The following is a 26,806-nucleotide window of genomic DNA, read 5'->3' as shown; positions in this document are numbered from 1 at the left end:
CGTTTCTTCAAAAGCGTGTTCTTCTCTAGGAACACGCTTTTGTGTAACAAGGGGGCGGTTTATTATGGTTCGAACATGGGGAGAAATCATACGTATTGCATTCACATACGTTGGAACGATTGTTGGCGCTGGATTTGCTACAGGTCAAGAAATTTTGCAGTTTTTTACTAGATACGGCTGGATGGCTACACTTACAATCGCTCTATCGTCTATTCTATTTATTTGGCTTGGCATCAAAATGATGACCATCGCCTATACGATGAAAGCCAAATCCTATGAAGATTTAAATCGGATGCTATTTGGCCAGAAGTTAGGTTCCATTGTTTCGCTGTTCATGTTAGTCGTTCTATTTGGTATTTCTACAGTGATGCTCGCCGGGGGTGGAACTGTATTCTCAGAACAATTGCATTTATCGTATCAGACAGGTCTGCTGCTTACACTAATTGGTTCCTTCTGGATTATTTCTCGAGGTATTCATACGATTATGACCGTTAATACGATTGTAGTTCCAATCATGCTGATTTTCTCCTGCCTAGTTGTCTGGAATTCTTGGCAATCTCCTAGTGCGGATAGTTGGCTAAGAATAACTACAGACTATTCCCATTTGACAATATGGATGGCACCATTCATATATACCGCATTCAATCTAGCAACCTCACAAGCTGTTCTCGTACCTGTAGGTGCAGCTGCATCCAGTAAATTCGTTATCTATTGGGGAGCGGGCATCGGTGGAGGATTAATCGGTTTATTGCTGCTTGGAGCTCATTTTGCATTATCCTCTCAGATGCCTGGCATCACGCAATATGAAATACCAATGGCTGGACTTATTACTTCCTTAGGCTATGGGTTTCATGTCCTCTATTTACTTGTTATTTTTGGTGAAATTTTCACTACCTTCATTGCTGATGTTTATGGACTTACTTTACAAATTGAACAAAGAACCAAATTGAATAAACAATTGATTCTCATCATTATTTTGACATTATGTTATTTTGTTTCTTTGATCGGATTCAAGGTATTGCTAACTACCCTCTATCCATTATTCGGACTTATCTCCATCGTTTGGCTCGTTCTGATGATCTGGCGCAAGCCTGCTTAGTGAACGAACAGCATTATGAAACATGAATAGACGCAGAAACATCATAATCATCCCCATGAATGAAAAGATAACACCTGCTGCCAGATAAATAAGATGCCATTCCTGAAAACTAGCACGATCTCGCAGAACGGCTAGCAAATCAACAAATAACAACAATAATCCAAATATAAATAAAATCATGACGATATAATCTAGTACAGTCCACTTTAATAGCGTAGCAGGAAACGGCATTGTACGTTCGTTAATTGTACGTTCATTAATTGTATGTTCATTAGATGCCACATCACGATGCTGTGCCATTAACCAAACTGCATAAATGATACCTCCAGTTGCAACTAATCCAAGAATAGCTCCTAGGATAGCAAGAAATAGATTTAGATTATGCATGAGTTTCCCTCCTTTATTGAATCAATTTCAAATAATCTAAATCCGAACTAATAGAATCACCAGCATAATCGTCAATAGAAAAATCACAACCGGTAGTAGCATATATAAGACTACTACCGCTTTGTCATTAGGTGATTTAAGATGATGAAATAATGTTCTAGACACTATACTATGCTGGAGAAGGTCAACTAACTTTGTATCCGCCTGGACACATTCGGATTCATTCTTCTCCCCAAGTACAATCTTTCCTTTTTTTCTGCCCACTTGATAAATAATCTCGCGTGGTTTATTCGGCTGATCGTGGCGATTATCCATCATCTTGCCCCCCATTCCTCTTACATTTCAACCAGCTTACAATTCAACCAATTGTAGATTTGGCAGTTTGCGCAGCGTCGCTTCACGCACATGCTTATGACAAGTAAACAGAATGATCTGATGTCTAGTACTTAATTCGTTAAGTACTTCAAGACAGGTCTCCATACGAGCATCGTCAAAATTGACTAATATGTCATCCATAATGAGTGGTAAATTCACGCGAGTTGCATATTCTTCTGCAAGCGCAAATCGCATTGCAAGGTATAATTGTTCAGCTGTACCCCGGCTCAGGTAAGCGGTATCTACTCCGCGACCATCTGGGCGAACAGCTTCAAGCTTCTGTTCAGAAGCAAAGGGAGCACGAATCCCTGTGAACTTATATTGTGTCATCCTTGCAAAATAATCGGAAGCACGCTTCAGTACTCCGGGTTGACGCTCTTGCTCATACACCTCTCGCGCCTTGCGCAGTAGGTGTAGAGCAAAAGCGTGAACCGCGTAATCGCGACCAGCTTGCTGCAAGCTCGCGAGCTGTTCTTCGCGCTGCTGAAGCTTGTCGCTGTGAGAGGTGCCAAGCTCGAGCTTAGCTGCTTCTCCAGCGAGCAGTCCGCGGCGCTCGCGCAGCTCATTCACCTCGCGCGTGACTTGCGCGAGCCGCTGTGTCAGCTCGTCCGCCTGCAAGGCGAGCTCTGATTCGCCATGCTCAGTCAGCATGGCGTCAAGCTCTTGCAGGCGCTGTCCATGGACAAGCGCCGTAAGTGCGGGGAGCAAGTGCCTACGCTCCCCGTCAAGCTCTGCCCGCCGCGCTGCAAGGCGGGCGTTCACGCGGAGGCTTGTCTCCGACTCCGCGTGTGCTTGTTCGAGCAGCTCTGCCATGCGGAGCTGTAGAGAATCTAGGCGCTGGCTTAGCGACAGCGCCGTAAGCTCTACCGCAGCGCGCTCTTCCATAGCGCGCGCTGCTTCTTCCCGCTTGCGCAGCTCTTGTGCAAGCGCCTCCCCTTGGCGTTTCACGCCAAGGATGGGTTCGGCGGCTGCCGAGCTGCCAAGCAGACCAGCAGCCGCTGCTTCAAAGCTAGCTGTTGTAATCTCAGCAGCAGCTAGCCGCCCCTCAAGTCGCCGCTGCTGATGCAGCAAACTATGACCTTGCTCCACAAGAGGCAAACTAGCCTCTACCGCATAAGGAGAGAGCGGTTCACTGAAGGCATGCCGGGTTAACCATTCTGACCACCGTGTACCTACATCAGCGGATGCATATGTATTAGTCTGAATGCGGGCTTCTAACTTCTCCAGCTGCTTATCTACAGCAAATAATTGTTGTTGTAAGTCTGCCGTTTTCTCTCCAAGGAGCGCCCATTTATCCTGTTGCTTGCTCCGCTCTTCTATCGCTGTTTGCCAAGGTTCTAACTGTTCATCAAGCCAGCGCTTCGCATATACCCAAGCATACTCTACCTTACCTGAATCTGCACTTCTTAACTGCCAGAATAAGTACACTTGATCCTGAAGGCGATCACGTAATTCGTCACGTTCTCGTTCGACCCTCGTAAGTTTATCCGTAAGAACAGAGGATTGACCCATAGGTGTATGCTCTTCTTGCGAACCCCTGTATTCGCGGCCTCTTCGTCCTTTGGCTTGATGTGATCCCGCGGTAGACTTACGCATGACCACCGCTATTCCTAGCGCTAAGATAACACCCGCTCCTAGAAGGATTGCACCATACGTAGCATTACCTTGTGTGAACAATAAAGCAGCTCCAATAGCTCCGATAAGGCCTACGGAAATCGGAATTGTTAACGAACTATTACTGTCCTTCTTATGAGCTAGCTGGTCTGTAAGTGCCTGTTGTAAATGGTGATCTTCCACACGCTGTCTTAAATGCTCACATTCTTGGTCCAGTAACTTATAGCTCGCATATTGATTAGCTAACGTCCTTATATAGCTAGTAGGCTCACCTATCTTGTCCCCTATCTTATCTACAAGGGCAGTAAGCTGCATTCCGGCTCCTACACTCGCTTCCTCTGACTTGCGTTCAGCAAGCATCTTATGCTCTTCGTTAAGTCGGTCCCGCTGATTTATCAAAGTATGTTCTTCTGTATCAAGGAGATTCCGTTCCCTCAATAGGTCGTCCATTTGCTGCTTGAATCGGCTCACCTCTTCACGATTTGCTGCCGATACAGGAAAAGACTCTAGATGATGTTCATCCCACTTCGCATCGACCAGTCGCAAAGTACGTTGTAATTCCTTATTTGTTTGCGCATACTCAACTTTCAGTTCATCGAGCGTTCGAAGGTCAGCTTGATAAATCGATACACCTTCAAGTAAGCTTTCAATTTCCGTTTTGTGTAGAAGCATTTGGTCATTCAACATTAATTGATCTAGGAAATGATCTAATTGCTCCAATTTCAACTTGCATTCCTGAGAATCTATTATAAGTCGCTCTTGCTCTTCTAGTAAGCTTTCGTAACGACTTACGACCTGCTCTGGAAAAGCTGGCAAATCTGGCAATTCAGCTAACTCTGCCTGAACGCTCTGCAGCCTGAACCAAGAATCACGAGCTTTCAAACAGGTTTCTAGCCATACACTTTGCTTGTTTAGCCCTGTGCGTAGTTGTTCCAGCTCCTGTATGTGTATATCAGCAGCCCGTTCCTCGTTCTTCATCGCATCGTACTGAGTTATGAAATCCTTACTACGACGAATGGCTATATCTACATCATCGAGCGATTTCAGCTTCATGTTAATCTCTTGATTCTTACCACGCGGCTTATACAGCCGCTCAATACGCGCTGTAAGCTTACGCTCTCCATCTATCATCACAGAAGGTGATATCCCTAGTCCTGCACTATATAAATAGCTACCGATCTCGTCCTTCTGGAGTGTTCGCAGCTCTTGCAGTTCAGTTAACCCAAAAGCAAATAGAACACGAAACAACTCACTAGAAATCCCTCCAAGGATTAAACTTAATTCTTCCTCACCACCGACAGATCCGTCAGGAAACGTCACTTTAACCGTACCCGTAGATGAACGCCCTTTACTGTTAAGCGTTCGGTCAAAACGTTCCACTAATATTCGCTGATCCTTCTCGTCGATTAGGATTAATGAACCACCATAAGTACCGCCTCCAAGCGGTTCATATCGTTCTGCTATGCGATGCTCTGCTTGCCCTCTAGTCATAAATCCAAATAGAACTGTACGTATAAAACTTGTCAGTGTACTCTTACCAGCTTCATTCGGACCATAAACAAGGACAAACGGTCGATCCAGATGAAGTGAGCGGTCACCTAAGGTCCCATAGCCTTCCACATGAATAGCTACGATCCTCATCCATTCCACCCCCCATCGGCTAATGTATCGATCAGCAGGTTCTCTGCTGCTCGCAACATCTCACGCAGTTCATCCTCATTAGCAGTGTCTGCACCTAATACCTTAGCAACCTTAGACTGTAACAATAATGAACTTAATGCCTCATCGCGAAACTGACCGAGTGCATCATCACTTTGCTGCAATTCCCGCGACATTCGCAGCATATCACCTACAAAGCTCCGCTGCTCAAGCAATTGCTCCTGATCAATCACACGTCCTGTTCGATCATCAATGGATTCAGGCCAAATAAATACTGCACCCTGTTCTACTCTAATCATTTCTTGATCTCGTAATTCGTCTAATAAGTCCTGAAGTGCAGATCCCTTGCGCAGTAAATCATGAACCGGTCCTCTTCCCTCAAGTACCAAACGAATCATGCAGGATCGTCCGTCTGCTAGCTTAAGTACCTCCTGCATCTTTAATTCTAGAGCATCCTTAATCTCCTGCTCATTCTCCATCCCTACGATTTGGATAGTCTCTACAAACCAGCGTATTTGGTCCAAAGGATGAAAAGTAAGCTTCGTATAACCCTCAGCGGTAACATCCACTATATAGCAACCACGTGGACCACACTCTCTTACACTGCGTCCTTGTGTATTGCCGGGATACACAATACAAGTATCTCCGCTGTTTGTGCCTCCATTAATGACCTTACGTGTATGTACATGTCCAAGCGCCCAATAGTTCATACCGCTCTGCAGCAAGTCTTGTTTGGTGCAAGGTGCATAATTATCGTGATCTGCTTCACCTTCAACATTCGTATGTAACATGCCAATTTCAAAGACTGGTTGTTTAATATGACTATCTGTCTGTTGAAATTTCAATGCTAGATTATCAACAACGGCAGAGGTTCGATAAGAAATCCCGTGTACACGAGCAATTGCCCCACGTCCCTCTCGCTCAACTAGGACAGACTCGACTTGCTCTGTACCGAATATATAGCAGCCCTCTGGCCAGCTTAGCTTAGCAGCTCGACCGTCTAGTGGGTCATGGTTTCCGTGAATAATAAACACAGGAATATGGTGTATGGACAGCTCCTGCATCGCCTTTTGGAATCGAATTTGAGCTCGTAAGGAACGGTCTGCAAGATCATATACATCCCCACTTATCAGTACCAAATCAACCTGTTCTTGAACTGCTAGCGTAACGAGTTCTTGTAATGCAGCGAACGTAGACTCTCGAACTCGATCTCTAATTGAATCTGGCAAATGACTCATTCCCTTAAAGGGCGAGTCTAAATGAAGGTCTGCACTATGCAAAAATCGAAAAGGCTGCATTCGCATCACTTCCTTTATTAATTGTGTACTCCAGTGCTATCGCCAGCTTCTTTGGGACGATATGTTTCATAAATAGATTGTAACTGTCTCGTAACACGGCTAAGAGCGTAAGTTTTACGTGCCTTATCCCAAGCTGCCCTAGCCATTTCCTCACGATATACAGGATCTGAGATCAGCTTCTCGAGTGCAATACTGAGAGCTACATGATTATCCGGCGGAACAAGTAAGCCATTACGACCGTTCTCAATCTGTTCAGGTATACCACCAACGTTCGTGCCTACAATTGCAAGTAAGCATAACGCCGCTTCTGCATATACAGAACCGAATGACTCTGCTCTCGAAGGTAAGACAAATATATCAAAAAATGGCATGAACTCTTCAGGGTGCAGCATGTAACCATAGAAAACAGTGTCATCATAGATGTCTAATTCCTGCGTTAATTTCTCAAGATCCGTACGACTTGGTCCATCACCAATAATATGTAAAACAAAGTTGAGCCCACGTTTTTTGAGCTCTGCACATGCGAGAAGCAACGTATCTAAGCCTTTGGCTGGGACAAGGCGACACATCGTAATGAGCTGCGGAACTGCATTCTCGTGTTTGATAGGACGAAACCGCTTCTCATCAAACCCGTTTGGCATGATACCAATTCTTTCGGAGTCCTGCACATGATCAGCTAAATAGCCTTTGAACGCATTGGAAACTGTCAATAACTGATTTGCTTTGGCCTCTAATTCCCCATAAAGGGATGTCAAAAACAAATGCTCAGGTCCATCCTGCTCAATTCTTCCATTCAACAGCAGTTCTTTCTCAAAAGCAGAGTGAATAGTCATCAAGATCGGTGTATGAGGATATATTTCTCTTAGTGCTAAAGCAGCAATCGGATGATGTGCATGAATTAGATCATACGGTTTAGTGAGTCTCATTCGACTCCACCAAATATAATCCTTTAGTGTCTGGATATATTTATCAACAATCGCATTACCAGCGTATTTCGAGGGATCGAAGGTCGTGAACTTAACTTCCTCGTGACCTTTTCCTCTTAGGCGCTTAGGTAGTGAAAATAACTCCATCTCATAACCGCGTTTATTAAACTTCTCTAGAAGGTATGGAATCATGGATGAAACGCCACCTGGTTGTTCTGGAGGAAAAAACAACGCTTGTAAAATACGCATAGGAATATAAACACCTTTCCATTTCAAAATCCGGTTCAAGAACACCTTAATTCAGAAGTGCTCTACTCTATTCTAACGTGCTAACAGTTAAACAACAATAAGCCTGCCTATACAAAGCAGACTTATCTCTGGATGATTTATGATTAGAAATATAATTAGTAAGCTACAACTATACCGCCTTCACCAGCGTATGTTCCAATTACTGGTCCTATGTTCGTTACAATGACTTGTTCAAACGGATATTTAGCAAGCACTTCTTTAATAAACTCTTTGGCGCGATCTTCACAATTGGAATGTGCTACTGCAAGCACTTTATTATTCGATTGATTCCAAGTTTCACCAATCTTATTGATCAAATACTTGAGCGCTTTTTGCGTACCCCGTATTTTGTCCACGACTTCAATCTCGCCATCTTCATTTGCTCGCATTACGAGTTTAATATTTAATACGGAAGCTACTTTTCCTTTAAACTTATCGAGCCTACCGCCTTTAATGACATTCTCCAATGTTTCAAGCGTAAAATAAGTCCGAGTTTCTTGAATTTGATGCATCATCGTAGATAGCAATTCATTAAAATGAAGACCCTTTTTGGACCAATTCACGGCATTCACAACTAATAGTCCAAGACCAATCGAAGCAGTTTTAGAATCTAGGATTTCAACCTTCTGACTTTCGTAACCTTCTTCTTCAAGCATATTTTTAGCCATAACAGCATGATTATAAGTACTGCTTATTTTGGAGGTGCATGCAAGAACAAGAACATCCTTCTTCTCAGCTAAGGCTTCTTTGAACTTAATCAGAAAATCCATTGGAGAAGGACTGGATGTCTTTGGCAACTCCTCTTCCTGTCTCATTCGCGTATAAAAGTAATTTCGATCTAAATCAGATTTATAATTATCCGTACCTAAGTCTACGGAAAGGGGAATTACTGTGATATCTAATTGCTCTGCCAATCCTTCTGGCAAATCTGAACTACCGTCCGTAATGATTTTAATTGTCATGATGTTCTCCAGTCTATCATATTTGCTAGTTTACACTTTAATCTATAATAGCCAAAATAGGATGTCAAATGTTAAGAATGACTGCGATTAGATAAAGCTCCACGGATTTCAAGTATTCGAATATTCTCATTACGAAGCTCTTCCTCAATCTTCTGTACAAGTGATTGGATGTGCTCCCCTACTGCATCAGGAAGCTCCGCTTCTTCCAAGCTCTTTACAATATATAGCAAGCATTGATAAGTCCCATCCATCAGTGTTTTTTTGTGACCGTTCTGTACAACTTCAGCCAAAAAAACAAGATGATTAATTTCTAATTGATTTAATTTCATCCGTTCATCACATCCTTTATCCACCTATTATCCATCATTCTGGCAGTTGTGTGAAGGGTGGAATTGTAAAAAGGTGTCAGAAAAAAGCGCACAACCTTTTTTTAGGCATGCGCTTGCAATACATTTTATTCAAATTTATCGGATTAGAGTAAGCTTATCACAGAGCTATTCCGAATCAATAATAAGTTCTTCAATGAACTCATTGCCACACATCATCGTAACACCAAGGTGATCACAATCTTTTTCCTTGTCGATTTCATCCATTAGTCGCTTCGCGATATGTAATCGATCATCCGTACCACCTGATTTACGCAAATCAATAAATCCCGTTATTAGTTGATTTGTAAGATCAACTGTTGCGGTTCCAATCGGCAGAACACCATAAGATCTTTGATAAATCTCATAGGTTAATGCATCACCATCATCGCGAACCATTTCGATTATATAGTCATCATCCAGATCATCCAATTCGTTATCTAGCGCAGCATTTTCATCCAAGTCATCAAATAAGGCTTCATTCGTCAGTTCAATTATATCCACAATTTCACCTTCGAACAGCATATCAATAATGTAAGAGTCGATTTCATCATCCTCAAAATTTGCGACAAGCAAATTAGCGACGCCTTCCATCTCATCATCAAGTGGATGAAACATCCAATCTACACTTCCGATTACATCATTATCTTGAATTTCACAGTATGCTTCTGCAATAAAGTAACCATCTTCATCGTGTATGTGGTATTCAGCCGCATACTGTGACTCCCCAACCATTACCAGTTCAAAAAAAGAACAAGGACGCTCGATTTCTGCTCCAGTAGTTTCTAAATCATCGTAATCCGAACTCTCAAGTTCAATTATGTTGTCGGTAACATCTTCAAAAACATTTTGATCTTCCCATGTTGAAGTGGAAATAATATCTTCGTATACACTGTGAGTCACGACAACATAACACTCTTCCGCTTGAGTCGCATCAATGAGTCCTTGGATATAGCGTTGAACAAACTTTAGCACATGCACCTTATCCACATCATTAAGTGACTCTTCTTCCAATTGGATGGATCCGGAAATACGGTCTGATTCTCGATAGACGAGCGTCAAAGTGCCAACAAATTGGTCATCAAGCATAATATCATTTGTTTCTCCACCTGCCGTTCTCAGGTCAGGTCTAATCATAACTGTTGCCATCTCCATCACGCTCCTTATCATAAGCAAGAAATTTGTATTGGAAGAAACTCCATTTCATCAATACATTTCCCAATTATGAAAAAGAATATAACTCGTGATGAGCTTTAGCTTAAGCAATATTTAATTAATGCCTTTGCCACACCATCTTCGTTATTCGTAACCGTAACATCTTGAGCAAGTTGCTTCAGATCATCTGGTGAATTTCCCATTGCAATACCAAGGCCAGCTAGCTTGATCATTTCAACATCATTGTAGTAATTTCCGATAGCCATAATTTGATCGTACTTAACACCTATTGAGTCTGCAAATTCCTTCAAAGCATTACCTTTGGTTGCTTTCTCATGGACAAGATCAACAAAGTTGAGACCGCTACGAAACATATTTAATCCAATTATCATGCCACGATCACGTAATACTTTCTCTGCTTCATCGATAAGATCTTGTTCAGCCGCAAGTGTCATCTTTACAATCCTTGGGATTTCCATCACATCTGGTATAAGAATTGGCTGTACAAAAAATTGAGCATAAATATCCATTTCCTCTTGGGTAGCAGATTCTACAAATAAATCAAATGGCGTACATACATCAAAGTGCACCTTTTTATCACGCAAGAAGTTAAACAGAGCCGTATATTCTTTGGTCTCAAATGAATAATCATGAACGACCTCATGCCCTTCTGAAAGAACCGTAGAAGCCCCGTTATGCGCAATAATGGTTCCTTCAAGACCTAGCAGATCTAGAATAGGAAACACGGATTGCGGTGCTCTCCCTGAACAAAGAACGATTGTTGCTCCTTCATCATGAACACGACGGACCGTTTGTATAGTTACCTCTGATAGCTGATGCTCATCATTTAGCAGCGTGCCATCTATATCAATTGCAATAAGCTTATATTTCATCTTCATCTCTCTCCAATCTTAAGTAGCTGAATAAATCTGGCTCAACACCAAAATCAGTGATTGAACAAATTGAATCGTGTCGATTGATGACCGCTGTGTGGACGGATTGTCCTTACGATCGCTGTTGCCCCCAGATTTCTTGATCCTATACCGCTTATAGCGGTAGAAATCCGGTGGCAAAGGCGAACGCTTCGCTTCTCCAAGACAATTCCGTCCCCTTCGCTACATTCTACATTTGGTTCGTCTTTAAGCACTGATTTTGATTTAGAGTCATAAATCTATGTTGAAATTCCATGTTTTTGTAATGAATCTAGCTCATCAGCTGTTAGTTCCCTAGTTTCTCCAAGCTCAAGCTCTGGATCAAGCAGCAAAGGTCCCATCGATAAACGTTTCAGATAAATAACCTTCTTACCAACAGCCTCAAACATTCGCTTTACCTGATGAAACTTGCCCTCTGTAATTGTTAATTCAATTTCAGATAAAGCTCCACTCTCCAGGTTGTCCACCTGAAGGATATGCAGCTCAGCAGGCTTGGTTAGATAACCATCGTCAAGTGTCACTCCTTCAGCAAAAGCAATCCGATCTGATTCTACAACTGCACCTTCCACCTTCGCATAATACATCTTCGGTACATGCTTTCGAGGAGACAAAAGATTATGTGACAGCTTACCATCATTAGTAAGTAGAAGCAATCCTTCCGTATCTTTATCAAGTCGTCCGACGGGAAATACATGAAATGGCTGAAACTCATCATCTAACAAATCGATAACTGTACGATCGCGTGTATCTTCAGTCGCTGAAATAACCCCTGGCGGCTTATTCATCATTAGGTAGATAAATTCACGAAATTGTATTCGTTCACCATGTACATCAATTTGGTCGTTCTCAGGGTCAACCTGCATGCCACTGTCTTTCACTAGAGTTCCATTTACATGTACAACTTTGCTTTTGACGAGTTTCTTGAGTTCGGAACGCGTGCCATACCCCAAATGCGCAAGAATTTTATCTAATCGTTGTTTTGAACTCATCGTTTAGGTTCACCTCCACCCTTGTGGATATTCATTTTTTAACATCCCATCAAGCCATTATCCCCAACCTACCGGATAACCATCAATGCAACAAGGCATCAGCCTTAATACTTTAACACAATCGTTATGTATATCATTCACAACTAATACACCGGTTCCGCCAAGCATTGCACTTGGTTCCTGGATATCCTATTATAGTACATGCAAATGTCATTTTCACTAAAAAGCCATTATTAACATGATTGCAATGCAGGAAGTGATAGGATTATAATTGAATTAGATTCATAGATATAATTTTTAAAGTAACTAACATTTTATTAAACAGAGGGGCGTTTAGATGAAAAAAATGTTAATATTCGCAGGAGTTATCATCCTCCTGTTCGGTGCACTCATTACCGTCAATACTTTATCCAATCAAGCTAAAGATAAGCAATTTAAAGATAATGTATATGGCAAGTCCGTATCTCAGCTTAAACCTGCAACAGTCAAACTACTAGATAATCCTAACTATGAGGAAACAATCGCTCAAGCTAATCTGAAAAATAAGATTGCTGACAAAGAAAGCTTCTTCATGTACTTCTATGCATCTGATTGCGTACACTGCATGGCGACGACTCCTAAGCTAGTTGAGCTAGAGAAAGAATTAGGCGTACAAGTACTGAAGTACAATTTACGAGAATACGAAGAAGACTTTGCAACATACAATATTCATTCCACTCCGACTCTTGTTTACTTCAAGAATGGCGTAGAAGTAGAAGCAGACCGTATCGTTGGTGGTATGCAATCAGCAGAAGAAAAAGCAGGCAACCCTGTGGACATGTATAAGACTCTTTTCAACAAATATAAGTAAGACTCATGTGCAATATCTATACAAAACGGATGCAAGGCTTTTGGCCAAGCATCCGTTTTATTTATTTATAGTAGTTCAACTATTTTTAATTGAAGAACAGTGTCTGTAATCTCAATATCAAACGGTTCATGAGTGAATGGTTCTGCATCATTACCTTCTAGTTTCGTTAAATAAACAAGACTATCTGAACGAACCTTCTCTAAGTTAATACCAAGAATCTCGTCTGGGTAGCGCTTTAGCTTCTCTAATGCTGAACGCATCAACTTGGTAGCACCGCTAAAATTCTCATTACGGTGATGATACAAAGCAACTGCCACTTGAAGCAAGCCCTGATATAGAGGATCCTTTGCCTCTTCAAGCCATAGCTCCTCGAGTGATTCATGACATTCAAAATAGTCCCTTGTATGATTGAAATCGTATAGGAATTGAATAAATAAAGGATCGTATTCACGGTTCATCTGTTAAGTACGCTCCCTTTTTTGTACTTGCTCAATCGTAGTTACAATTGCATCTGAAAGCAAGCGAAGCTCTGACATATCATCCTTTTCCCACAATTCATTAAACCGGATCTGATACTGAACTGCTTCTCGTACATGATTAAAATAGTAAAGTTCCTGGATATCATTTAATACCTTACGTACGAGATTCGAATCATCCTCGAAAGATTTCTGAGCCGCTACAATATCTGAACGAATTTTGGACATTTCTTGGTCAAGAATATGTGCCGCCTCTGCTGCTCGACTAAGTCGCAAGCGAACTTCCTCGGGAAGGACAGCTCCTTTATACTTGTAGTTAAGTGAATGTTCAATGGTCGCCCAGAAATTCATGGCTAGCGTGCGAATTTGGATTTCGGCTAGTACTGGCTTCATACCAAGCAGCGTTTGCACTGGGTACTCCACAATCACATGATAAGATCGATAGCCACTTTCTTTTTTGTTCGTAATGTAATCCTTTGCATAAATAACCTTCATATCATGTCTTGCTTGAATGATCTCGGCTATTCTTTGGATATCCTCTACGAACTGGCACATAATTCGAATACCAGCGATATCCTCAATTCCTGTGTCGAGCTGATCCATCGGAACATCGAGTCGCTTCGCTTTGCCCAGAATACTGGACACCTTCTTAATACGGCCTGTGACAAACTCAATCGATGAATACTCTTCTCGACTACGCAGCTCATCACGTAGTGTTTTGAATTTAATTTTTAATTCTTCAACGGCCTGTTCATAAGGAAAAAGAAACTTTTTCCAGTCGCGTCCATCCATCGTATTACCCCCGATTTGGGCAAATCTATTTGGTACCTGCACCAACTGCTTGAGAAATATGCGTATAACCATCCCTTTTGAGAAGGGTACGTAAGCCTTTATTAATCGTTTTACACACAGCTGGACCTTCATAAATGAGTGAGGTATATATTTCAACCAGACTCGCACCTGCTAGAATTTTCTCATAAGCATCTTCCGCAGTAAAGACGCCCCCGCTCCCAATAATCGGTAGCTTTCCTTCAGTAATCTGATAAACACGACGAATAAGATCAGTTGACATCTTTTTAAGTGGTTTACCACTTAATCCGCCTGTCTCTACCCGATTTGGATGCTTAAGACCCTCACGTGTGATTGTCGTATTCGATACCACAATACCCGAGATCCCCGATTCCATGATACTCCGAACAGTTGATTCCACCTCATCCATTGTTAAATCAGGTGCAATTTTCACGAGAACGGCTTTCTCTTTACCACCAAATCTCGCTTGCTGAATGTTTCTCTCATCGACAACAGCCTGTAGCAGCTTCGTCAATTCATCCCCATGCTGTAATTTACGTAAGCCAGGTGTATTAGGTGAAGAAATATTCACTTCAAATAAATCAGCTACTTCATACAATTCACGAATACAGGATCGATAGTCATCGATAGCTTCTTCATTCGGAGTTACCTTGTTCTTACCAATATTAACAATCACCGGAATGCTATAAGGCTTCGCATTGCGTAAATTATCTGCCATTTCTCCAACACCACCATTGTTAAAGCCCATTCGATTAATGAGTGCTTTATCTTCTGGTAATCTGAAGGAACGCGGAGTTTCATTACCCGGCTGTGCTTTGGGCGTTACAGTCCCCACTTCCATAAATCCGAAACCCATTCTTGAAAATCCTGTTACGGCATGTGCATTCTTATCCAAACCAGCAGCTAAACCGATTGGATTAGAGAAATGTAAGCCCCAGTGATCTGATGCTAATTCTTTTTGTTCAGCAACACCCCATGTAGCTCCCAATACGCTTGCCATCCCTGGGATCTTGCTTGCAATGTTGACGCCACCAATTGTTAAATTATGTGCTGTTTCCGGATCTAATTGGAACAACACTTTTTTAATGAAATTTCTGTAGAATGCACTCATGTTGTCCCCACTCCAATTCGCTAGACTCTAAAAGACAGTTTATCTGTTTCTTATGTTGATTGCAAAATATTTTCTGAAATCGCACTATGATTTTGTTATAATAATCTACAAGCTGGAAATAGAAAGGATGATTTCTATGGGCAAAGTTAAAAAAACGCATATGACTCACAAAAAACAGAACGAGGTAAATAAGAAAGCTATCATTTGGACAAGCTCCATCACTGGAGCCTTCTTAGTAATAGTCGTTCTTCTCATCGTATTGACACAATAATGTACGATAATTTGCAATTCTATAACCACTTATAAATTTTATTTGGATTACGTTCTTCCGTTTGACTAGGTAATTGAAATGGTTCAGGCTTAGATCCTGGCTGCGCTCCTGAATCCCCTTCACCTTTGCCTTCATTATTACTTGGAGGTAGAGGTGGAAGGAGGTTTGTGCCTATTGTTACTTTGGTTTCCAAGGGAATCATTGCGAACAATTCTTCTACATCTTCTTTTCTCATTCGAATACAACCAAGTGATTCATCTTTATGGATGCTATCCGGTTCGTTCGTACCATGAATAGCGTACAACGTATCAGAGAGTGTCATTCCTCTAGAACCAAAATCTCCATTTGACTTACCATTTGGATTCCGTACCTTTTCACTGATAACAAAATTACCTTCTGGCGTTTTATCACCACCAAGTCCAACAGGAAAACTACGTACGATCATTTGTTCCGATACGACAGCCAAATGATAATTTTGACGATCGACAATGATTGCAAGTGGCTCTGTAAGTGGTTGATCTGAAGCACCTATATCATTGGTATTCAGTCCACTTTTATTTGATGAAGGCTGTGAGGAAGATTCATTCGTATTCCCACCGTTTGCCGGTTTAGCTGCTCCTGCAGCCTGTCCCTTATTCGCGAACACCTCTAGCATATGTGGCGTGAGACCACTAAGTATATTATTAGGATACGGCTGAATTAATTGTTCAGCTTTACTCGGCTTAACTCCATTACGTACTTCGTAGGCTAGCATTGCTGATCGCAATACAGCTTCTTCTTCTTGCTCCTGTTTCCACTTACTAATATTCGACTCATATTGTTTACCGCTCTCAGGTTCACATTGACAACTCTTAGCATCATAATAACTGATGGTCGAACTCCCGCCCTTAGGACTTGTTTGAACCGATAGCAATAGCTTAGGAATACTGGGCCAAACATTCCATTTGCCATCAATGCTTTTATGACCAGCGAGTAGAAGATTATTCTCTAATCTACTCTGCCTTGAGCCCATCATCTTATGGAGTGCTTGTCCATTATCGATAGGTGACTCTGCTTGATTCACATAAGTGAAGCCAATTCCTGAGAAATCTTCAAGCTTCCCAGTATCTTCCCCAATTGAGGTCACCTCTTGAGTATCACTATCTGCTGGTGATGGCTCTGCATGATCCATGAATCGTCCCCAAGATGGTAATAGAAGTAATAATAGAATAAGGGCTGCAAGACTGATCCGTCTCACGTACTTATGCCTCTCCTTCATTGCTTGAATTGAATTCTTATTATTCTCAAGCGCTTGTTTGATTCTTTGTTCATATGGATGCTCATCATTCTCGAATGCTTTATAAATTTCTCCAGCTTGGGTAAAGCAATAAGCTGCCTTCCCATCCTCGCCTTTAGATAAATATTCCTTACCTAGTAAATACCATGCAAATTTATCATTTGGATGCTGCTTGAGATATTCTTTGAAAAATTCCGGATCGTCTTTCCACTCCAATTGAATTCACCACTTTCTACGATGCTCTCCTAACTAACATCGGCAGATAAGCGTCTTCTTTAAAGATCTGAACAACTCATGCATATCGATTTATGACCGCTGCAATATGAGTTTCAACCAAAAATATGTAATAAAAAACGCCTCCTCATGAACTGAGAAAGCGAGATTCATCTTATATTAACCTTCCTTATTAAAAGGTTTATCTTGCACTTTAATTGAATCAGTTGGACAACCGTCCTGTGCATCTTGAAGATCATCATACAGATCCTCTGGTATTTCAGTCACACCACAGTTATTGTCATCTCCATAGATAACGACCGCAATTCCATCATCATCATAATCATAAATATCAGGCGCAGTCGCACCGCAAGCCCCGCATGCAATACAAGTATCTTTCTCTACCCATGTATATTTAGCCATGTTACGGATTCCTCCTACAAGTTCAAGTTATGGTGAACAAGAGCGTTATATAAACAAAAATATAATTCATTTGAAGTATACGCTACTAGTTGTCTTTTTTAACTATAATATAAGCATCATACACACACAAGTCACAACCCCAAATTCGGAAAAATTCACCTTTTCGTTCTATTCTTCATCTATAGGATTATTCTTCAGATGGTCCATTTGCAAGGAAGTACCTCGTACCTTGGTATTCCGCAATAAAGTAGATGGATCATCTCCTAACATGCCAAGTGTAACGACAGCCCCTTCTCCAAATTTATCTCGAAGTGCGTCCATCACTGCTGTTAGCTTTTCCTTCTTTGGTTGAATCTCATAATTAAATAAATCTAGCTGTATAGGCATCTCTTTCTTAAGCTGCAAATTATTAACTGCAACGCCAAGTAAACGGATCGGTTCACCTTGCTTCCAATGTTTATCGAATAATAAACATGAAGCACGATGAATGTCATCTGTTAGATCTGTTAGTTCAGGTAACGTTATCGCTCTTGTAATGGTTTTCATATCAGGATCTCGGATCGTAATCTGTACCGTCGCTGCAACAAGCTTCTGTTTACGTAGCCTTCGCGCTACACTATCCGATAGATTCAGCATGACGCGAGCCACCTCAGCACGTTCTGTCACATTATGTGGGAGTGTTGTCGTATGTCCAATGGACTTGCTCTGCTCTTGTTCAGGATTAACTAGCGAATGGTCAATCCCGTTAGCAGCAGCTATCAAATGAGGCCCATTAACACCAAATTGTCGTGTCATTAAAGATTCATCTGCTTTAGCCAATTGACCAATTGTACTAATTCCTAGCCGTTTCAGCTTCTCTCCCGTCTTCTGTCCAATACCGAATAACTCATGACATGGTTTATGCCATAATACATTTGGGACATCTCTTCTTCTGAGTACAAACAAACCATTAGGCTTCTTCAGATCCGAGGCCATCTTGGCAAGCAGCTTATTAGGTGCAATCCCAACAGAACAAGCTAAATCTAGTTCTTGTTTTATCCGTTGCTGAATCTCAGCAGCTATTTCTAATGGAGTTCCAAATTGTTTGGACCCCGTTATGTCCACATAGCACTCATCAATCGATACCGCTTCAACCAGCGGGGAATACGAATAAGTAATTTTCATAAATGCACGTGAGAATTGCCTATACAAGTCAAAGTTTGGCCTCAGCAAGATAAGCTCAGGACATAGCTTTAAGGCTTGTCTAACATGCATTCCTGTTCGTACCCCGCGCGCTCTTGCAACATAGGAGGAAGTGACGATAATACCTTTGCGTTGTTCCACAGAACCAGAGACTGCAATGGCTTTGCCTCTATACAGTTCTGGTTCCACAGCCTCGTGTACAGAACAATAGAATGCATTCATATCGATATGCAGAATGACACGTCCTTGTTTAGGATAATAATCATTCGAACTCATCTCTCACATCCTCCAATCTGTTTACTATAAACTGCAAACCCTCTATCATACAATGATTTCAACATCATATTGTCAGAAAATATTAAGCAATAGCCTATGATTTATGCTATAATCGTAAATTATACATTCGAATGGATACAATGGTAAGGGGGATAAATCATGAGGGCAAAGATCCAGGTGTTCGACACCACATTAAGAGATGGTACGCAAGGCGAAGGCGTCTCTTTATCCGTTGAAGATAAGCTCAAAATCGCATATAAATTAGATGAACTTGGTGTTCATTATATAGAAGGCGGTTGGCCAGGTAGTAATTCCAAAGATATCGAATTTTTTAATCGTTTGAAAGACCTTCATTTATCTCACGCCAAAATTACTGCTTTTGGTTCAACCAGACGCAAAGATTCACAGGCAGACGAAGATTTGAATCTAATCAGAATTGTTGAGTCTGGAGCGACAGTCGCTTCAATTTTCGGTAAGTCATGGGATTTTCATGTTCATACTGCAATCCAAACAACTTTAGAAGAGAATAATGCAATGATCTATGATTCTATTTCTTATCTGAAGCGTAATAGACTTGAAGTTATTTACTTAGGTGAACATTTTTTTGATGGGTATAAGAACAATCCTGAATATGCTCTCCAAACAATCGTACAAGCTGAGGCAGCTGGTGCAGATGTAATTGTACTTTGCGATACAAATGGCGGCTCCATGCCCGATGAAATATTTTCAATAGTAAGTATTGTTAAGGAACGCATTCTAACACCACTTGGTATCCATGCACATAATGATTGCGAGCTTGGCGTAGCGAATACACTTGCAGCTGTTAAGGCAGGGGCAACCCATGTACAAGGGACAATTAACGGTTATGGAGAACGCTGCGGTAATGCCAATTTGTGCTCCATTATTCCAAATTTACAAATAAAGCTTGGGTATTCCTGTATCTTAGATACACAGCTTGCAATGCTCACACAATCAGCAAGATATATTAGTGAAATCGCGAATATGTCAATGTCTGTTAGCCAGCCTTATGTGGGAGCTGCCGCGTTCGCTCACAAAGGTGGAATCCATGTTTCTGCAATCTTGAAAGACGCTTCAACATATGAACATATCGTTCCAGAAACAGTAGGTAATAAACAACGTGTTCTCGTATCCGAACTTGCTGGTCAAAGCAATCTGATGTCTAAAGCTCAAGAGCTCGGTATCGATTTTAATCAATCTGACAAAGCACGTGAGGTTATTCAAAAAATTAAAGAGCTTGAGCATGAAGGCTTCCAGTTTGAAGGTGCAGATGCTTCACTTGAATTACTCCTTCGTGAAGCGATGGGGACAATTGAAGAAACCTTTACTGTTGAATCGTTTAAGATCATGGTTGAGAAAGCTACTGATCGCGGTAACATGACTGAAGCCATTGTAAGAATCAAAGTTCAGGATCAGATGATCTTGACTGCAGGTGAAGGTAACGGACCGATAAACGCACTTGATAATGCGCTTCGCAAAGCACTTATTCCTCATTATCCGGATATTGAGAACATTCACTTGACTGATTATAAAGTCAGAGTATTAGATGAACAAGGAGCTACAGCAGCAAAGGTTCGAGTGCTAGTTGAATCGACCGACTTTAACAATTCATGGAATACAGTTGGGGTCTCAAGCAATGTGATTGAAGCAAGCTGGCTGGCATTGATTGATTCGATTCGATATGCACTCATTGGTAAGCAGCGCATTGATTCTATCTTAGCTGAGTCTGAACGATTAGGATTAGTAAACCATTAATGTCGCATTAATATGGATAATACAAAGCCTCCTTATTCGATAGTTTCTATCGTCTAAGGAGGCTTATTTATCTAGCTTTGTTCAGCTAAAGCAATCATCTTCTTAATTTTACGCTCAAGCGAAGCATAAGACTCCATATAGAATATGTCCTGAATGACACCATTCGTATCAATTAAGAAGCTCGTTGGAATTGGCTTAATGCCATATTGCTCTGCCACATCGCCCTTCATATCAAGTAGAATTGGGAAAGGCAACTTATGTCGTTCAACAAATCCCTTGATATTCTTCATATTATCGCCTGGCGTTATATTTACCCCGTATAAATCAAATTGCGTGCCATATTTCTCATATAGCTTAGCTAAATCCGGTGCCTCTTGATTACAAGGTCCACACCATGACGCCCAGAAATTGATCATGAGCGGTTTATCTCTCTTACCGCCGACTACATAAGTTTGATTCCCATCCAAAGACTGCAATGTGAAGGATGGAGCAAGATAATCCAGCTTAGCTGCTTCTTTTGATGGTACGCTTGCCATTTGATCTTTGCTTTGTATATTTTGAAATATCGCAATACCTGTCAATAAGACAACAACCAACAAAACCACGAAATTATTTCTTTTTCTATTCTTCAATCATGACTCCCTCATCTCTATGTAACGCTATTCTTCCTTTATTATAATTCGTTTCAAGTCCAAACTCCAAATTAATTCTAAATTTTATGTTAAATCAACAAGGTATGGCAAGTAAACTTCAGGGAAACATAACGGTAATATTGCCTCAGAAGAAATGGATTTACTGTCCATAAATGAAAAGAGGAATTCTGAAAATGCAATCAGCCAAAAATTCAAAGCCAATGCAAAAGTCTAAGTCACAATCGTCTGCTAACAGCAGTAAGAATCGCACTTGGGAATTTATTGCCTTAGCAACAATTCCTCTTGTGCTTGTACTCGGTAATTCCATGCTCGTTCCCATATTACCTGAACTTCAAAAGGAACTCGGGGTATCACAGTTTCAAAGCTCCCTTATAATCTCCTTATTTTCCATAACTGCTGGTATTGTTATACCTGTTCTTGGCTATTTATCAGACAGGTTCTCTCGCAAAGCCGTTATCATCCCTTCATTAATTGTCTACGGGGCTGCCGGCGTGCTTGCTGGCTTCGGAGCTGTATGGGGTTCTTATACGACGATTATTATTGCTCGAATCATACAAGGGATGGGCGCAGCGGGTACAGCACCAATTGCTATGGCACTTGTCGGTGACATGTATGATCAAGGGACTGAAAGTAAAGCACTCGGGTTAATTGAAGCATCTAACGGCGCGGGCAAGGTTCTCTCGCCAATCATTGGTTCCCTGTTAGCATTAATTGTGTGGTATGCCTCCTTCTTTGCTTTTCCTGTGTTCTGCGCCTTATCTCTGTTAGCAGTTATTTTCATGATTAAAGAACCCAAGAAGAAGCAAGCCCCACCTAAGTTAGGCGAGTATCTGCATAAGATCGGCGACATCTTAAAACAAAAAGGACGCTGGCTCATCACAGCTTTTTTTGCGGGTTCAATAGCCTTATTTATTTTATTTGGTGTCTTGTTCTATCTGTCCAATATTCTTGAAAAACCACCATACAATATTGATGGCGTAATAAAAGGCTTCGTAATCGCTATTCCGCTTCTAGGTCTAGTCGTGACCACCTATATTACAGGAGCAGTAATCAAGAAGAATGGTACTCTTATGCGCATCCTGATCAATATTGGAGTAGCAACGATGGCGATTTCACTCCTCTTGACTGTTTTCTTTTACAAAAATATATATGTGCTTATTGGCTTCCTGACTCTCAGTGCAGTAGGTACCGGTTTATTGCTACCTTGCCTGAACACCATGATTAGCGGTTCAGTTAAACGAGAAGAACGCGGGATGATAACATCCATCTATAATTCTCTTCGATTTATTGGTGTTGCCTTTGGTCCTCCATTGTTTGGCTGGCTTATGGATAAATCCCACTCTATTCTTTTTATAACCGTATCAAGCCTTGCTTTTGTAACTTTAGGCTTTGTATTTTTCTTAATTAAGCCTGAAGGTAAAATCGGTTGAAACCATAATTAAGTTTACAACGTATTAAATGGATATACTTATTGACGGAGGTTAAATGCTATGTTCTTATCACCGATCTATATCCTAATCATCCTTGCTTTTGGATTATCCATTTGGGCACAATTTCGTGTCAAAAGCACCTTCACCGAATGGTCTAAAGTACCTACTCATACTGGCCTTACTGGCTATGAAGCAGCGCGCAGAATGCTCGATGAGAACGGGTTACACGATGTACCTGTAGAACCTGTTCGTGGCTCATTAACCGATCATTATGATCCTATGGCACGTGTCGTGCGTTTATCTGAGCCTGTGTATTACGAAAGATCCATTTCAGCAGTTTCTGTTGCTTGTCACGAAGTAGGACATGCTATTCAACATCAAGAGCACTATCCAATGCTTGTTGCAAGACATCGTATGTTCCCACTGGTCAACTTTACTTCAGGGATTGCACCAATACTCATTATTGCAGGGATTATATTCTCATCATTTAGCTATCTGTTATTGATCGGTATTATTTTCTTCTCGGCAGCAGTTCTGTTCCAGCTTGTTACACTACCAGTCGAATTTAATGCAAGCTCAAGAGCACGAACAATCATGGTATCCAGTGGCTTTATTACGAACGATGAAGAACGCGGAGTTGGCAAAGTATTGAATGCAGCAGCACTAACTTACGTAGCTGCAGCATTAATCTCCGTACTCGAGCTACTTAGACTTATTTTGATTTATCGTTCTAGAGACTAAGCAACACATAGCAAGAAGAAAATAAACGGCTGTTCCACATGTAGCATAATCTACAATGTGGGACAGCCGTTTCCTTATTTGTTAAATGTTTGAATCAATTTCATAACTGATCTAACTGGTTATATTGAGGTATTATGAAATTGATTCGTTTATGTATTTATTTTACTTTGCTTAAAATATGTCATCAGGAAGCGAATAAAGACTTCAGCAATTAAAGGAAGTTTCTCGCCTCTTCTACGGATCAAACCAATGCTTCTTGTTATTTTAGGCTCTATAATTTTCATTTTGATTGGTTGAAGTGTAGTCGATTCAATTAAGGCTAGCTCTGGCAACAAGCTGACCCCCATACCCGCTGCTACTAATCCACGAATGGCATCGGTTTCCTCCGCTTCGAATTCGATTTGAGGGGTAAATCCAGCCCTTAGACAAGCATCCATAATAATCGTACGTAGGGAGTAAGTTTCAGAGAACATAACGAATGGCTCATTTTTCAACTGACCTAGTCGTATTTCCTTCGCATCGGCGAGTCTATGCCCTGGAGGAAGGATCGCGTAAAGCTCATCTGTCATGAGAAACTCTCCAGTAACATGTTCGTGTGTCTCTGGAAATGGTGAAACAAACGCTAAATCAATCTCCCCCTTTGCTACATCACGAATTAAACTATTATAAGTACCTTGTCTCAAAATAAATTTAGCAAACGGATAATCTTTTCGAAAAGCAGCTATCACAGAAGGCAATAATGTTAATACTATACTATGTGGGAAACCAATTCGAATTTCTCCTGCATCCGGATCAAGGAATTCATGAATTTCATCAACTGCTTTATCTAAATCTGCTAGAATACCTTCCACTCGGTTCAAAAATAACCTACCTACAGAAGTCAGTTGTACATTTCTACCCTTTTGTACAAACAAGGAAACACCAAGCTCTTCCTCAAGCAAATGAATTTGCCTGCTTACTGCGGATTGAACCACGTGCAGTTCTTCAGCAGCTTGTGTAACGTGTTGTTTTCTCGCAACTTTCACAAAATACTGAAGTTGTCTTAGCTCCACGATTGGACAAGCCCCTTCCATGTTGTTTATAATTAAAACTGTGACAAACTTTATAGATAAAAAGAGGAGGAACATAATCATGTCAAACGAACGTACTGGAATTGCAACATTTAAAGGTTCACCAATTACTTTAATAGGTCCTGAAATTAAGGTAGGAGACAAAGCTCCTGATTTTACTGTTAGTAAGAATCTTGTTACAGATGCAACTCTTGCTGATTATACAGGCAAAGTTAAATTAATTTCCGTTGTTCCTTCACTTGATACTGGTGTTTGTGATGCACAAACACATCGCTTTAATGACGAAGCTGCTAGCCTAGGAGAGAATGTAGTCATTCTTACGATCTCCGTCGATCTTCCCTTCGCGCAAGCACGCTGGTGTGGAGCAGCTGGTGTAGATAAAGTGGTTGCACTTTCCGACTACAAAACAAAATCATTTGGTCAAGCTTATGGCGTATTAATCAAAGAATTGCAACTTGATATGCGTGCAATCTTTGTTGTTGATGCTAATGATGTTGTTCAATATGTCGAGTATGTTAGTGAAATGTCAGAACATCCGAATTATGAAGCAGCAATAGCAGCAGTTAAAGCTCTAGTATAATCTTGTAAGAAGTAATTTCATCTGAACCCAGAAACAGCAGATATACCTGGCGGAAAATTCCTCCGGATATATCTGCTGTTTTTACATTATGTATCATCATATTTTATATGCAGCTAATTTTCTATCAAGCAAACTATAGATTTGTATTATGACTCTATAATTAGCACCTAAATCTCCAAGTGATCCCCGTGATGCTGAATATATATCAACCGCTGTGGTCACCGGGTTTACAGCGAATAATGTCAATGTAATATCCAATCTTCTTCCAGATATCGTTCTTTTCTCACAAACGATTTCGCCTACAGATTTCACTTCATGCAGTACCTTATAGCCTGAATTGCGAAGAACAGTGGTAACTTCATCCCATACTTGATCACGGGACATTTTGTAATTTCTAGTTTTTAGTGCTGGGTCTTTGGCTTTCTCCCCAGTTGTATCATGGCTACGAAATAAACCGACTAAAGTGCGTTTTAACAATCGATTTCCTCCTTTGATAAAACAAGAAGAAACGGCTTGGATGCCCTTATTAATCAGGACAATTACGTTTCTTAAGGTGAACTTAACAAACAAAAACCCGCAGATGCCGTCCGATTTAAGTGCTTCAAACCCGCTCTCGCAGGTGGGTGACCGCAGTAACAGTTTTGAAGTCCCTTTTCGAGGGCAGGTCAGCAATGCTACGATATTAGGTCTCCCGTGAAACAGTCATTGGTTTAAAACAACATAAAACCGAGACGAACATCGCAGGATGTAGTATTCACATTATAAATCAGTAACGCTTTGTTTTCAACATCTACCCGCGAATACCATCAGTAGAGCCTTCATTTTGCTTTTCTTTGACTTCTAATTCCACTTCACCTGATTCATCTTCCTTATTCTGCATAGCTTCGATCTTAGCAGTCATCTTATCAAAGCCCCGCTGGAACATAAAATAAGTTAAGAACGCCATTAAGCTACCTGTGAAGAACAAGACAAGAAAAGTAAATTTGCTGAAATAAGAAATATAGAGAATAGCAAGATTACCGGCTAAGATTACAAGTGATCCAACTGGATTACCAATAGCCATAAGAAGTGAATTCTTAATTAATCGAGTAAACTTGGCTTCAATGTGTACAATGAAACAGAAAAAGTAGAATATCGTTATGGTTAAAATAACTGTAAGAACGAGAAACATGATGGATAAAATTTGGAAGCCACTATCTTGTTTTAAATAAAAATTATAGTTGAAATAAATCATAAAATAGGTGATGACAAATATTAAACCTGCTACCATACTTTTGAGGTAATTTTCTTTAAAGCCTTTGAAGTAGGTACGAAACATTGGAGCATCGTCTATACCTTGAATAAACTTCCGAACAATGGAAAACATTGCTGATGTTGCAGGAAACAAAGTAAATGGTGCTACGATTCCCACAAGCATAAATGTAGTGAAATAAAAGCTTCCATCAGTAGTAGTCGGATCAACCGCATACAGCGTAATTAACACAAATAACGGTGTGAACAGTGAACATACAAGCCATAAAACATTAATAAAAGCAAATCTCATTATCCATTCTGTTAAACGATAAAGCCCACCCATAAATCCTCTTAGTTCCAAATTCACGGCCTCCTCATAACTTTACAGC

28 protein-coding genes, 1 other RNA gene and 1 pseudogene are annotated in these 26,806 nt (G+C 40.8%); 7 read left to right on the top strand and 23 right to left on the bottom strand.

Annotation, left to right across the window (positions count from 1 at the left end):
* Positions 1-64 precede the first annotated feature (64 nt).
* The gene (locus tag AC1DOK_RS20010; protein ID WP_477556086.1) at positions 65-1,099 is read left to right on the top strand and encodes a YkvI family membrane protein; all 1,035 of its coding nucleotides are present in this window, start codon (positions 65-67) and stop codon (positions 1,097-1,099) included.
* Here AC1DOK_RS20010 and AC1DOK_RS20005 read toward each other — a convergent pair.
* The 12 genes and pseudogenes from AC1DOK_RS20005 to AC1DOK_RS19950 form a co-directional block, all read right to left on the bottom strand.
* Positions 1,040-1,486: a hypothetical protein gene (locus tag AC1DOK_RS20005; protein ID WP_477556085.1), complete on the bottom strand. Its 447-nt coding sequence runs from the start codon at positions 1,484-1,486 to the stop codon at positions 1,040-1,042. The genes AC1DOK_RS20010 and AC1DOK_RS20005 overlap by 60 nt on opposite strands.
* 36 nt (positions 1,487-1,522) lie before the next feature.
* Positions 1,523-1,801 carry a hypothetical protein gene (locus AC1DOK_RS20000; protein WP_477556084.1) on the bottom strand — a complete coding sequence of 93 codons (279 nt, stop codon included), beginning with the start codon at positions 1,799-1,801 and terminating at the stop codon, positions 1,523-1,525.
* A gap of 36 nt (positions 1,802-1,837) precedes the next feature.
* Positions 1,838-5,116: an AAA family ATPase gene (locus AC1DOK_RS19995; RefSeq protein WP_477556083.1), complete on the bottom strand. Its 3,279-nt coding sequence runs from the start codon at positions 5,114-5,116 to the stop codon at positions 1,838-1,840.
* The gene (locus AC1DOK_RS19990) at positions 5,113-6,432 is read right to left on the bottom strand and encodes a metallophosphoesterase family protein (protein WP_477556082.1); all 1,320 of its coding nucleotides are present in this window, start codon (positions 6,430-6,432) and stop codon (positions 5,113-5,115) included. Before AC1DOK_RS19990 ends, AC1DOK_RS19995 begins: the two co-directional genes overlap by 4 nt.
* A 17-nt stretch (positions 6,433-6,449) precedes the next feature.
* Positions 6,450-7,607 carry a glycosyltransferase family 4 protein gene (locus tag AC1DOK_RS19985; RefSeq protein WP_477556103.1) on the bottom strand — a complete coding sequence of 386 codons (1,158 nt, stop codon included), beginning with the start codon at positions 7,605-7,607 and terminating at the stop codon, positions 6,450-6,452.
* A gap of 155 nt (positions 7,608-7,762) precedes the next feature.
* Positions 7,763-8,608, bottom strand: coding sequence for a DegV family protein (locus AC1DOK_RS19980; protein ID WP_477556081.1), 846 nt, complete (start codon positions 8,606-8,608; stop codon positions 7,763-7,765).
* Between the two features lie 71 nt (positions 8,609-8,679).
* Positions 8,680-8,937 (bottom strand): hypothetical protein, encoded by a 258-nt coding sequence (locus AC1DOK_RS19975; RefSeq protein ID WP_477556080.1) that lies wholly within the window; start codon positions 8,935-8,937, stop codon positions 8,680-8,682.
* 165 nt (positions 8,938-9,102) lie between these two features.
* Positions 9,103-10,122: a hypothetical protein gene (locus AC1DOK_RS19970; RefSeq protein WP_477556079.1), complete on the bottom strand. Its 1,020-nt coding sequence runs from the start codon at positions 10,120-10,122 to the stop codon at positions 9,103-9,105.
* 104 nt (positions 10,123-10,226) lie between these two features.
* Positions 10,227-11,021 carry a Cof-type HAD-IIB family hydrolase gene (locus tag AC1DOK_RS19965; protein ID WP_477556078.1) on the bottom strand — a complete coding sequence of 265 codons (795 nt, stop codon included), beginning with the start codon at positions 11,019-11,021 and terminating at the stop codon, positions 10,227-10,229.
* A gap of 53 nt (positions 11,022-11,074) precedes the next feature.
* Entirely contained in the window at positions 11,075-11,224 is a 150-nt protein-coding gene (locus AC1DOK_RS19960) for a hypothetical protein (protein WP_477556077.1), read from the bottom strand.
* Between the two features lie 75 nt (positions 11,225-11,299).
* Positions 11,300-12,049 (bottom strand): pseudouridine synthase, encoded by a 750-nt coding sequence (locus AC1DOK_RS19955; RefSeq protein WP_477556076.1) that lies wholly within the window; start codon positions 12,047-12,049, stop codon positions 11,300-11,302.
* A 9-nt stretch (positions 12,050-12,058) separates the two neighbouring features.
* Positions 12,059-12,139: pseudogene (locus tag AC1DOK_RS19950) on the bottom strand (methyltransferase RsmF C-terminal domain-like protein); the annotation flags it as partial.
* 247 nt (positions 12,140-12,386) lie between these two features.
* On the opposite strand from AC1DOK_RS19950, the gene AC1DOK_RS19945 reads away from it, so the two are divergent.
* Positions 12,387-12,899: a thioredoxin family protein gene (locus AC1DOK_RS19945; RefSeq protein ID WP_477556075.1), complete on the top strand. Its 513-nt coding sequence runs from the start codon at positions 12,387-12,389 to the stop codon at positions 12,897-12,899.
* Positions 12,900-12,964: 65 nt separating this feature from the next.
* Here AC1DOK_RS19945 and AC1DOK_RS19940 read toward each other — a convergent pair whose 3' ends face one another.
* From AC1DOK_RS19940 to AC1DOK_RS19930, 3 genes are read right to left on the bottom strand one after another with little or no spacing between them, the layout of a single operon-like run.
* Positions 12,965-13,357: a DUF309 domain-containing protein gene (locus AC1DOK_RS19940; protein ID WP_477556074.1), complete on the bottom strand. Its 393-nt coding sequence runs from the start codon at positions 13,355-13,357 to the stop codon at positions 12,965-12,967.
* 3 nt (positions 13,358-13,360) lie between these two features.
* Complete coding sequence (yjbM, locus tag AC1DOK_RS19935) at positions 13,361-14,167, bottom strand: GTP diphosphokinase (protein ID WP_477556073.1); 807 nt, start codon at positions 14,165-14,167, stop codon at positions 13,361-13,363.
* Between the two features lie 25 nt (positions 14,168-14,192).
* The gene (locus AC1DOK_RS19930; RefSeq protein ID WP_477556072.1) at positions 14,193-15,296 is read right to left on the bottom strand and encodes a quinone-dependent dihydroorotate dehydrogenase; all 1,104 of its coding nucleotides are present in this window, start codon (positions 15,294-15,296) and stop codon (positions 14,193-14,195) included.
* 136 nt (positions 15,297-15,432) lie between these two features.
* On the opposite strand from AC1DOK_RS19930, the gene AC1DOK_RS19925 reads away from it, so the two are divergent.
* Positions 15,433-15,567 (top strand): hypothetical protein, encoded by a 135-nt coding sequence (locus tag AC1DOK_RS19925; RefSeq protein ID WP_477556071.1) that lies wholly within the window; start codon positions 15,433-15,435, stop codon positions 15,565-15,567.
* A gap of 19 nt (positions 15,568-15,586) precedes the next feature.
* On the opposite strand, the gene AC1DOK_RS19920 is transcribed toward AC1DOK_RS19925, so the two are convergent.
* The 3 genes from AC1DOK_RS19920 to AC1DOK_RS19910 form a co-directional block, all read right to left on the bottom strand.
* Positions 15,587-17,059 carry a L,D-transpeptidase family protein gene (locus AC1DOK_RS19920; RefSeq protein WP_477556070.1) on the bottom strand — a complete coding sequence of 491 codons (1,473 nt, stop codon included), beginning with the start codon at positions 17,057-17,059 and terminating at the stop codon, positions 15,587-15,589.
* 177 nt (positions 17,060-17,236) lie between these two features.
* Positions 17,237-17,479 (bottom strand): ferredoxin, encoded by a 243-nt coding sequence (locus AC1DOK_RS19915; RefSeq protein ID WP_477556069.1) that lies wholly within the window; start codon positions 17,477-17,479, stop codon positions 17,237-17,239.
* A 168-nt stretch (positions 17,480-17,647) separates the two neighbouring features.
* Positions 17,648-18,937, bottom strand: coding sequence for a DNA polymerase IV (locus AC1DOK_RS19910; RefSeq protein ID WP_477556068.1), 1,290 nt, complete (start codon positions 18,935-18,937; stop codon positions 17,648-17,650).
* 159 nt (positions 18,938-19,096) lie between these two features.
* Here AC1DOK_RS19910 and cimA point away from each other — a divergent pair, with 159 nt between their 5' ends.
* Positions 19,097-20,710 carry a citramalate synthase gene (cimA, locus tag AC1DOK_RS19905; RefSeq protein WP_477556067.1) on the top strand — a complete coding sequence of 538 codons (1,614 nt, stop codon included), beginning with the start codon at positions 19,097-19,099 and terminating at the stop codon, positions 20,708-20,710.
* Between the two features lie 71 nt (positions 20,711-20,781).
* Here the strand turns inward: cimA and AC1DOK_RS19900 are convergent, their stop codons facing one another.
* Positions 20,782-21,342, bottom strand: a complete 561-nt coding sequence (locus AC1DOK_RS19900) for a TlpA family protein disulfide reductase (protein WP_477556066.1) — start codon at positions 21,340-21,342, stop codon at positions 20,782-20,784.
* Between the two features lie 221 nt (positions 21,343-21,563).
* Here AC1DOK_RS19900 and AC1DOK_RS19895 point away from each other — a divergent pair, with 221 nt between their 5' ends.
* Positions 21,564-22,793 (top strand): MFS transporter, encoded by a 1,230-nt coding sequence (locus AC1DOK_RS19895; RefSeq protein WP_477556102.1) that lies wholly within the window; start codon positions 21,564-21,566, stop codon positions 22,791-22,793.
* 60 nt (positions 22,794-22,853) lie between these two features.
* Positions 22,854-23,534, top strand: coding sequence for a zinc metallopeptidase (locus AC1DOK_RS19890; protein ID WP_477556065.1), 681 nt, complete (start codon positions 22,854-22,856; stop codon positions 23,532-23,534).
* 149 nt (positions 23,535-23,683) lie between these two features.
* On the opposite strand, the gene gltC is transcribed toward AC1DOK_RS19890, so the two are convergent.
* Positions 23,684-24,586: a glutamate biosynthesis transcriptional regulator GltC gene (gltC, locus tag AC1DOK_RS19885; protein ID WP_477556064.1), complete on the bottom strand. Its 903-nt coding sequence runs from the start codon at positions 24,584-24,586 to the stop codon at positions 23,684-23,686.
* Between the two features lie 79 nt (positions 24,587-24,665).
* On the opposite strand from gltC, the gene tpx reads away from it, so the two are divergent.
* On the top strand, positions 24,666-25,184 hold the full coding sequence (gene tpx / locus AC1DOK_RS19880; protein WP_477556063.1) for a thiol peroxidase: 519 nt from the start codon (positions 24,666-24,668) through the stop codon (positions 25,182-25,184).
* Positions 25,185-25,280: 96 nt separating this feature from the next.
* On the opposite strand, the gene AC1DOK_RS19875 is transcribed toward tpx, so the two are convergent.
* From AC1DOK_RS19875 to AC1DOK_RS19865, 3 genes are all read right to left on the bottom strand, one after another.
* Complete coding sequence (locus AC1DOK_RS19875; RefSeq protein ID WP_477556062.1) at positions 25,281-25,661, bottom strand: DUF1499 domain-containing protein; 381 nt, start codon at positions 25,659-25,661, stop codon at positions 25,281-25,283.
* A gap of 90 nt (positions 25,662-25,751) precedes the next feature.
* A non-coding RNA gene (gene ssrS, locus AC1DOK_RS19870) (6S RNA) lies at positions 25,752-25,934 on the bottom strand.
* 40 nt (positions 25,935-25,974) lie between these two features.
* Positions 25,975-26,778 carry a YesL family protein gene (locus tag AC1DOK_RS19865; RefSeq protein WP_477556061.1) on the bottom strand — a complete coding sequence of 268 codons (804 nt, stop codon included), beginning with the start codon at positions 26,776-26,778 and terminating at the stop codon, positions 25,975-25,977.
* Between the last annotated feature and the right edge of the window lie 28 nt (positions 26,779-26,806).

This window comes from Paenibacillus sp. P5_B5 (genome assembly GCF_056400365.1).
This window is presented reverse-complemented; position numbering and strand designations above follow the sequence as displayed.

Coding starts and splice junctions, on each gene's coding strand:
- AC1DOK_RS19970 (WP_477556079.1), bottom strand. CDS start 10,122: ATGGCAACAGTTATGATTAGACCTGACCTGAGAACGGCAGGTGGAGAA.
- AC1DOK_RS19910 (WP_477556068.1), bottom strand. CDS start 18,937: ATGAGTTCGAATGATTATTATCCTAAACAAGGACGTGTCATTCTGCAT.
- AC1DOK_RS19995 (WP_477556083.1), bottom strand. CDS start 5,116: ATGAGGATCGTAGCTATTCATGTGGAAGGCTATGGGACCTTAGGTGAC.
- AC1DOK_RS19925 (WP_477556071.1), top strand. CDS start 15,433: ATGGGCAAAGTTAAAAAAACGCATATGACTCACAAAAAACAGAACGAG.
- AC1DOK_RS19990 (WP_477556082.1), bottom strand. CDS start 6,432: ATGCAGCCTTTTCGATTTTTGCATAGTGCAGACCTTCATTTAGACTCG.
- tpx (WP_477556063.1), top strand. CDS start 24,666: ATGTCAAACGAACGTACTGGAATTGCAACATTTAAAGGTTCACCAATT.
- AC1DOK_RS19890 (WP_477556065.1), top strand. CDS start 22,854: ATGTTCTTATCACCGATCTATATCCTAATCATCCTTGCTTTTGGATTA.
- AC1DOK_RS19985 (WP_477556103.1), bottom strand. CDS start 7,607: ATGCGTATTTTACAAGCGTTGTTTTTTCCTCCAGAACAACCAGGTGGC.
- AC1DOK_RS20005 (WP_477556085.1), bottom strand. CDS start 1,486: ATGCATAATCTAAATCTATTTCTTGCTATCCTAGGAGCTATTCTTGGA.
- AC1DOK_RS20000 (WP_477556084.1), bottom strand. CDS start 1,801: ATGGATAATCGCCACGATCAGCCGAATAAACCACGCGAGATTATTTAT.
- AC1DOK_RS19975 (WP_477556080.1), bottom strand. CDS start 8,937: ATGAAATTAAATCAATTAGAAATTAATCATCTTGTTTTTTTGGCTGAA.
- AC1DOK_RS19915 (WP_477556069.1), bottom strand. CDS start 17,479: ATGGCTAAATATACATGGGTAGAGAAAGATACTTGTATTGCATGCGGG.
- AC1DOK_RS19980 (WP_477556081.1), bottom strand. CDS start 8,608: ATGACAATTAAAATCATTACGGACGGTAGTTCAGATTTGCCAGAAGGA.
- AC1DOK_RS19895 (WP_477556102.1), top strand. CDS start 21,564: ATGCAAAAGTCTAAGTCACAATCGTCTGCTAACAGCAGTAAGAATCGC.
- cimA (WP_477556067.1), top strand. CDS start 19,097: ATGAGGGCAAAGATCCAGGTGTTCGACACCACATTAAGAGATGGTACG.
- AC1DOK_RS19940 (WP_477556074.1), bottom strand. CDS start 13,357: ATGAACCGTGAATACGATCCTTTATTTATTCAATTCCTATACGATTTC.
- yjbM (WP_477556073.1), bottom strand. CDS start 14,167: ATGGATGGACGCGACTGGAAAAAGTTTCTTTTTCCTTATGAACAGGCC.
- AC1DOK_RS19945 (WP_477556075.1), top strand. CDS start 12,387: ATGAAAAAAATGTTAATATTCGCAGGAGTTATCATCCTCCTGTTCGGT.
- AC1DOK_RS19965 (WP_477556078.1), bottom strand. CDS start 11,021: ATGAAATATAAGCTTATTGCAATTGATATAGATGGCACGCTGCTAAAT.
- AC1DOK_RS19955 (WP_477556076.1), bottom strand. CDS start 12,049: ATGAGTTCAAAACAACGATTAGATAAAATTCTTGCGCATTTGGGGTAT.
- AC1DOK_RS20010 (WP_477556086.1), top strand. CDS start 65: ATGGTTCGAACATGGGGAGAAATCATACGTATTGCATTCACATACGTT.
- AC1DOK_RS19930 (WP_477556072.1), bottom strand. CDS start 15,296: ATGAGTGCATTCTACAGAAATTTCATTAAAAAAGTGTTGTTCCAATTA.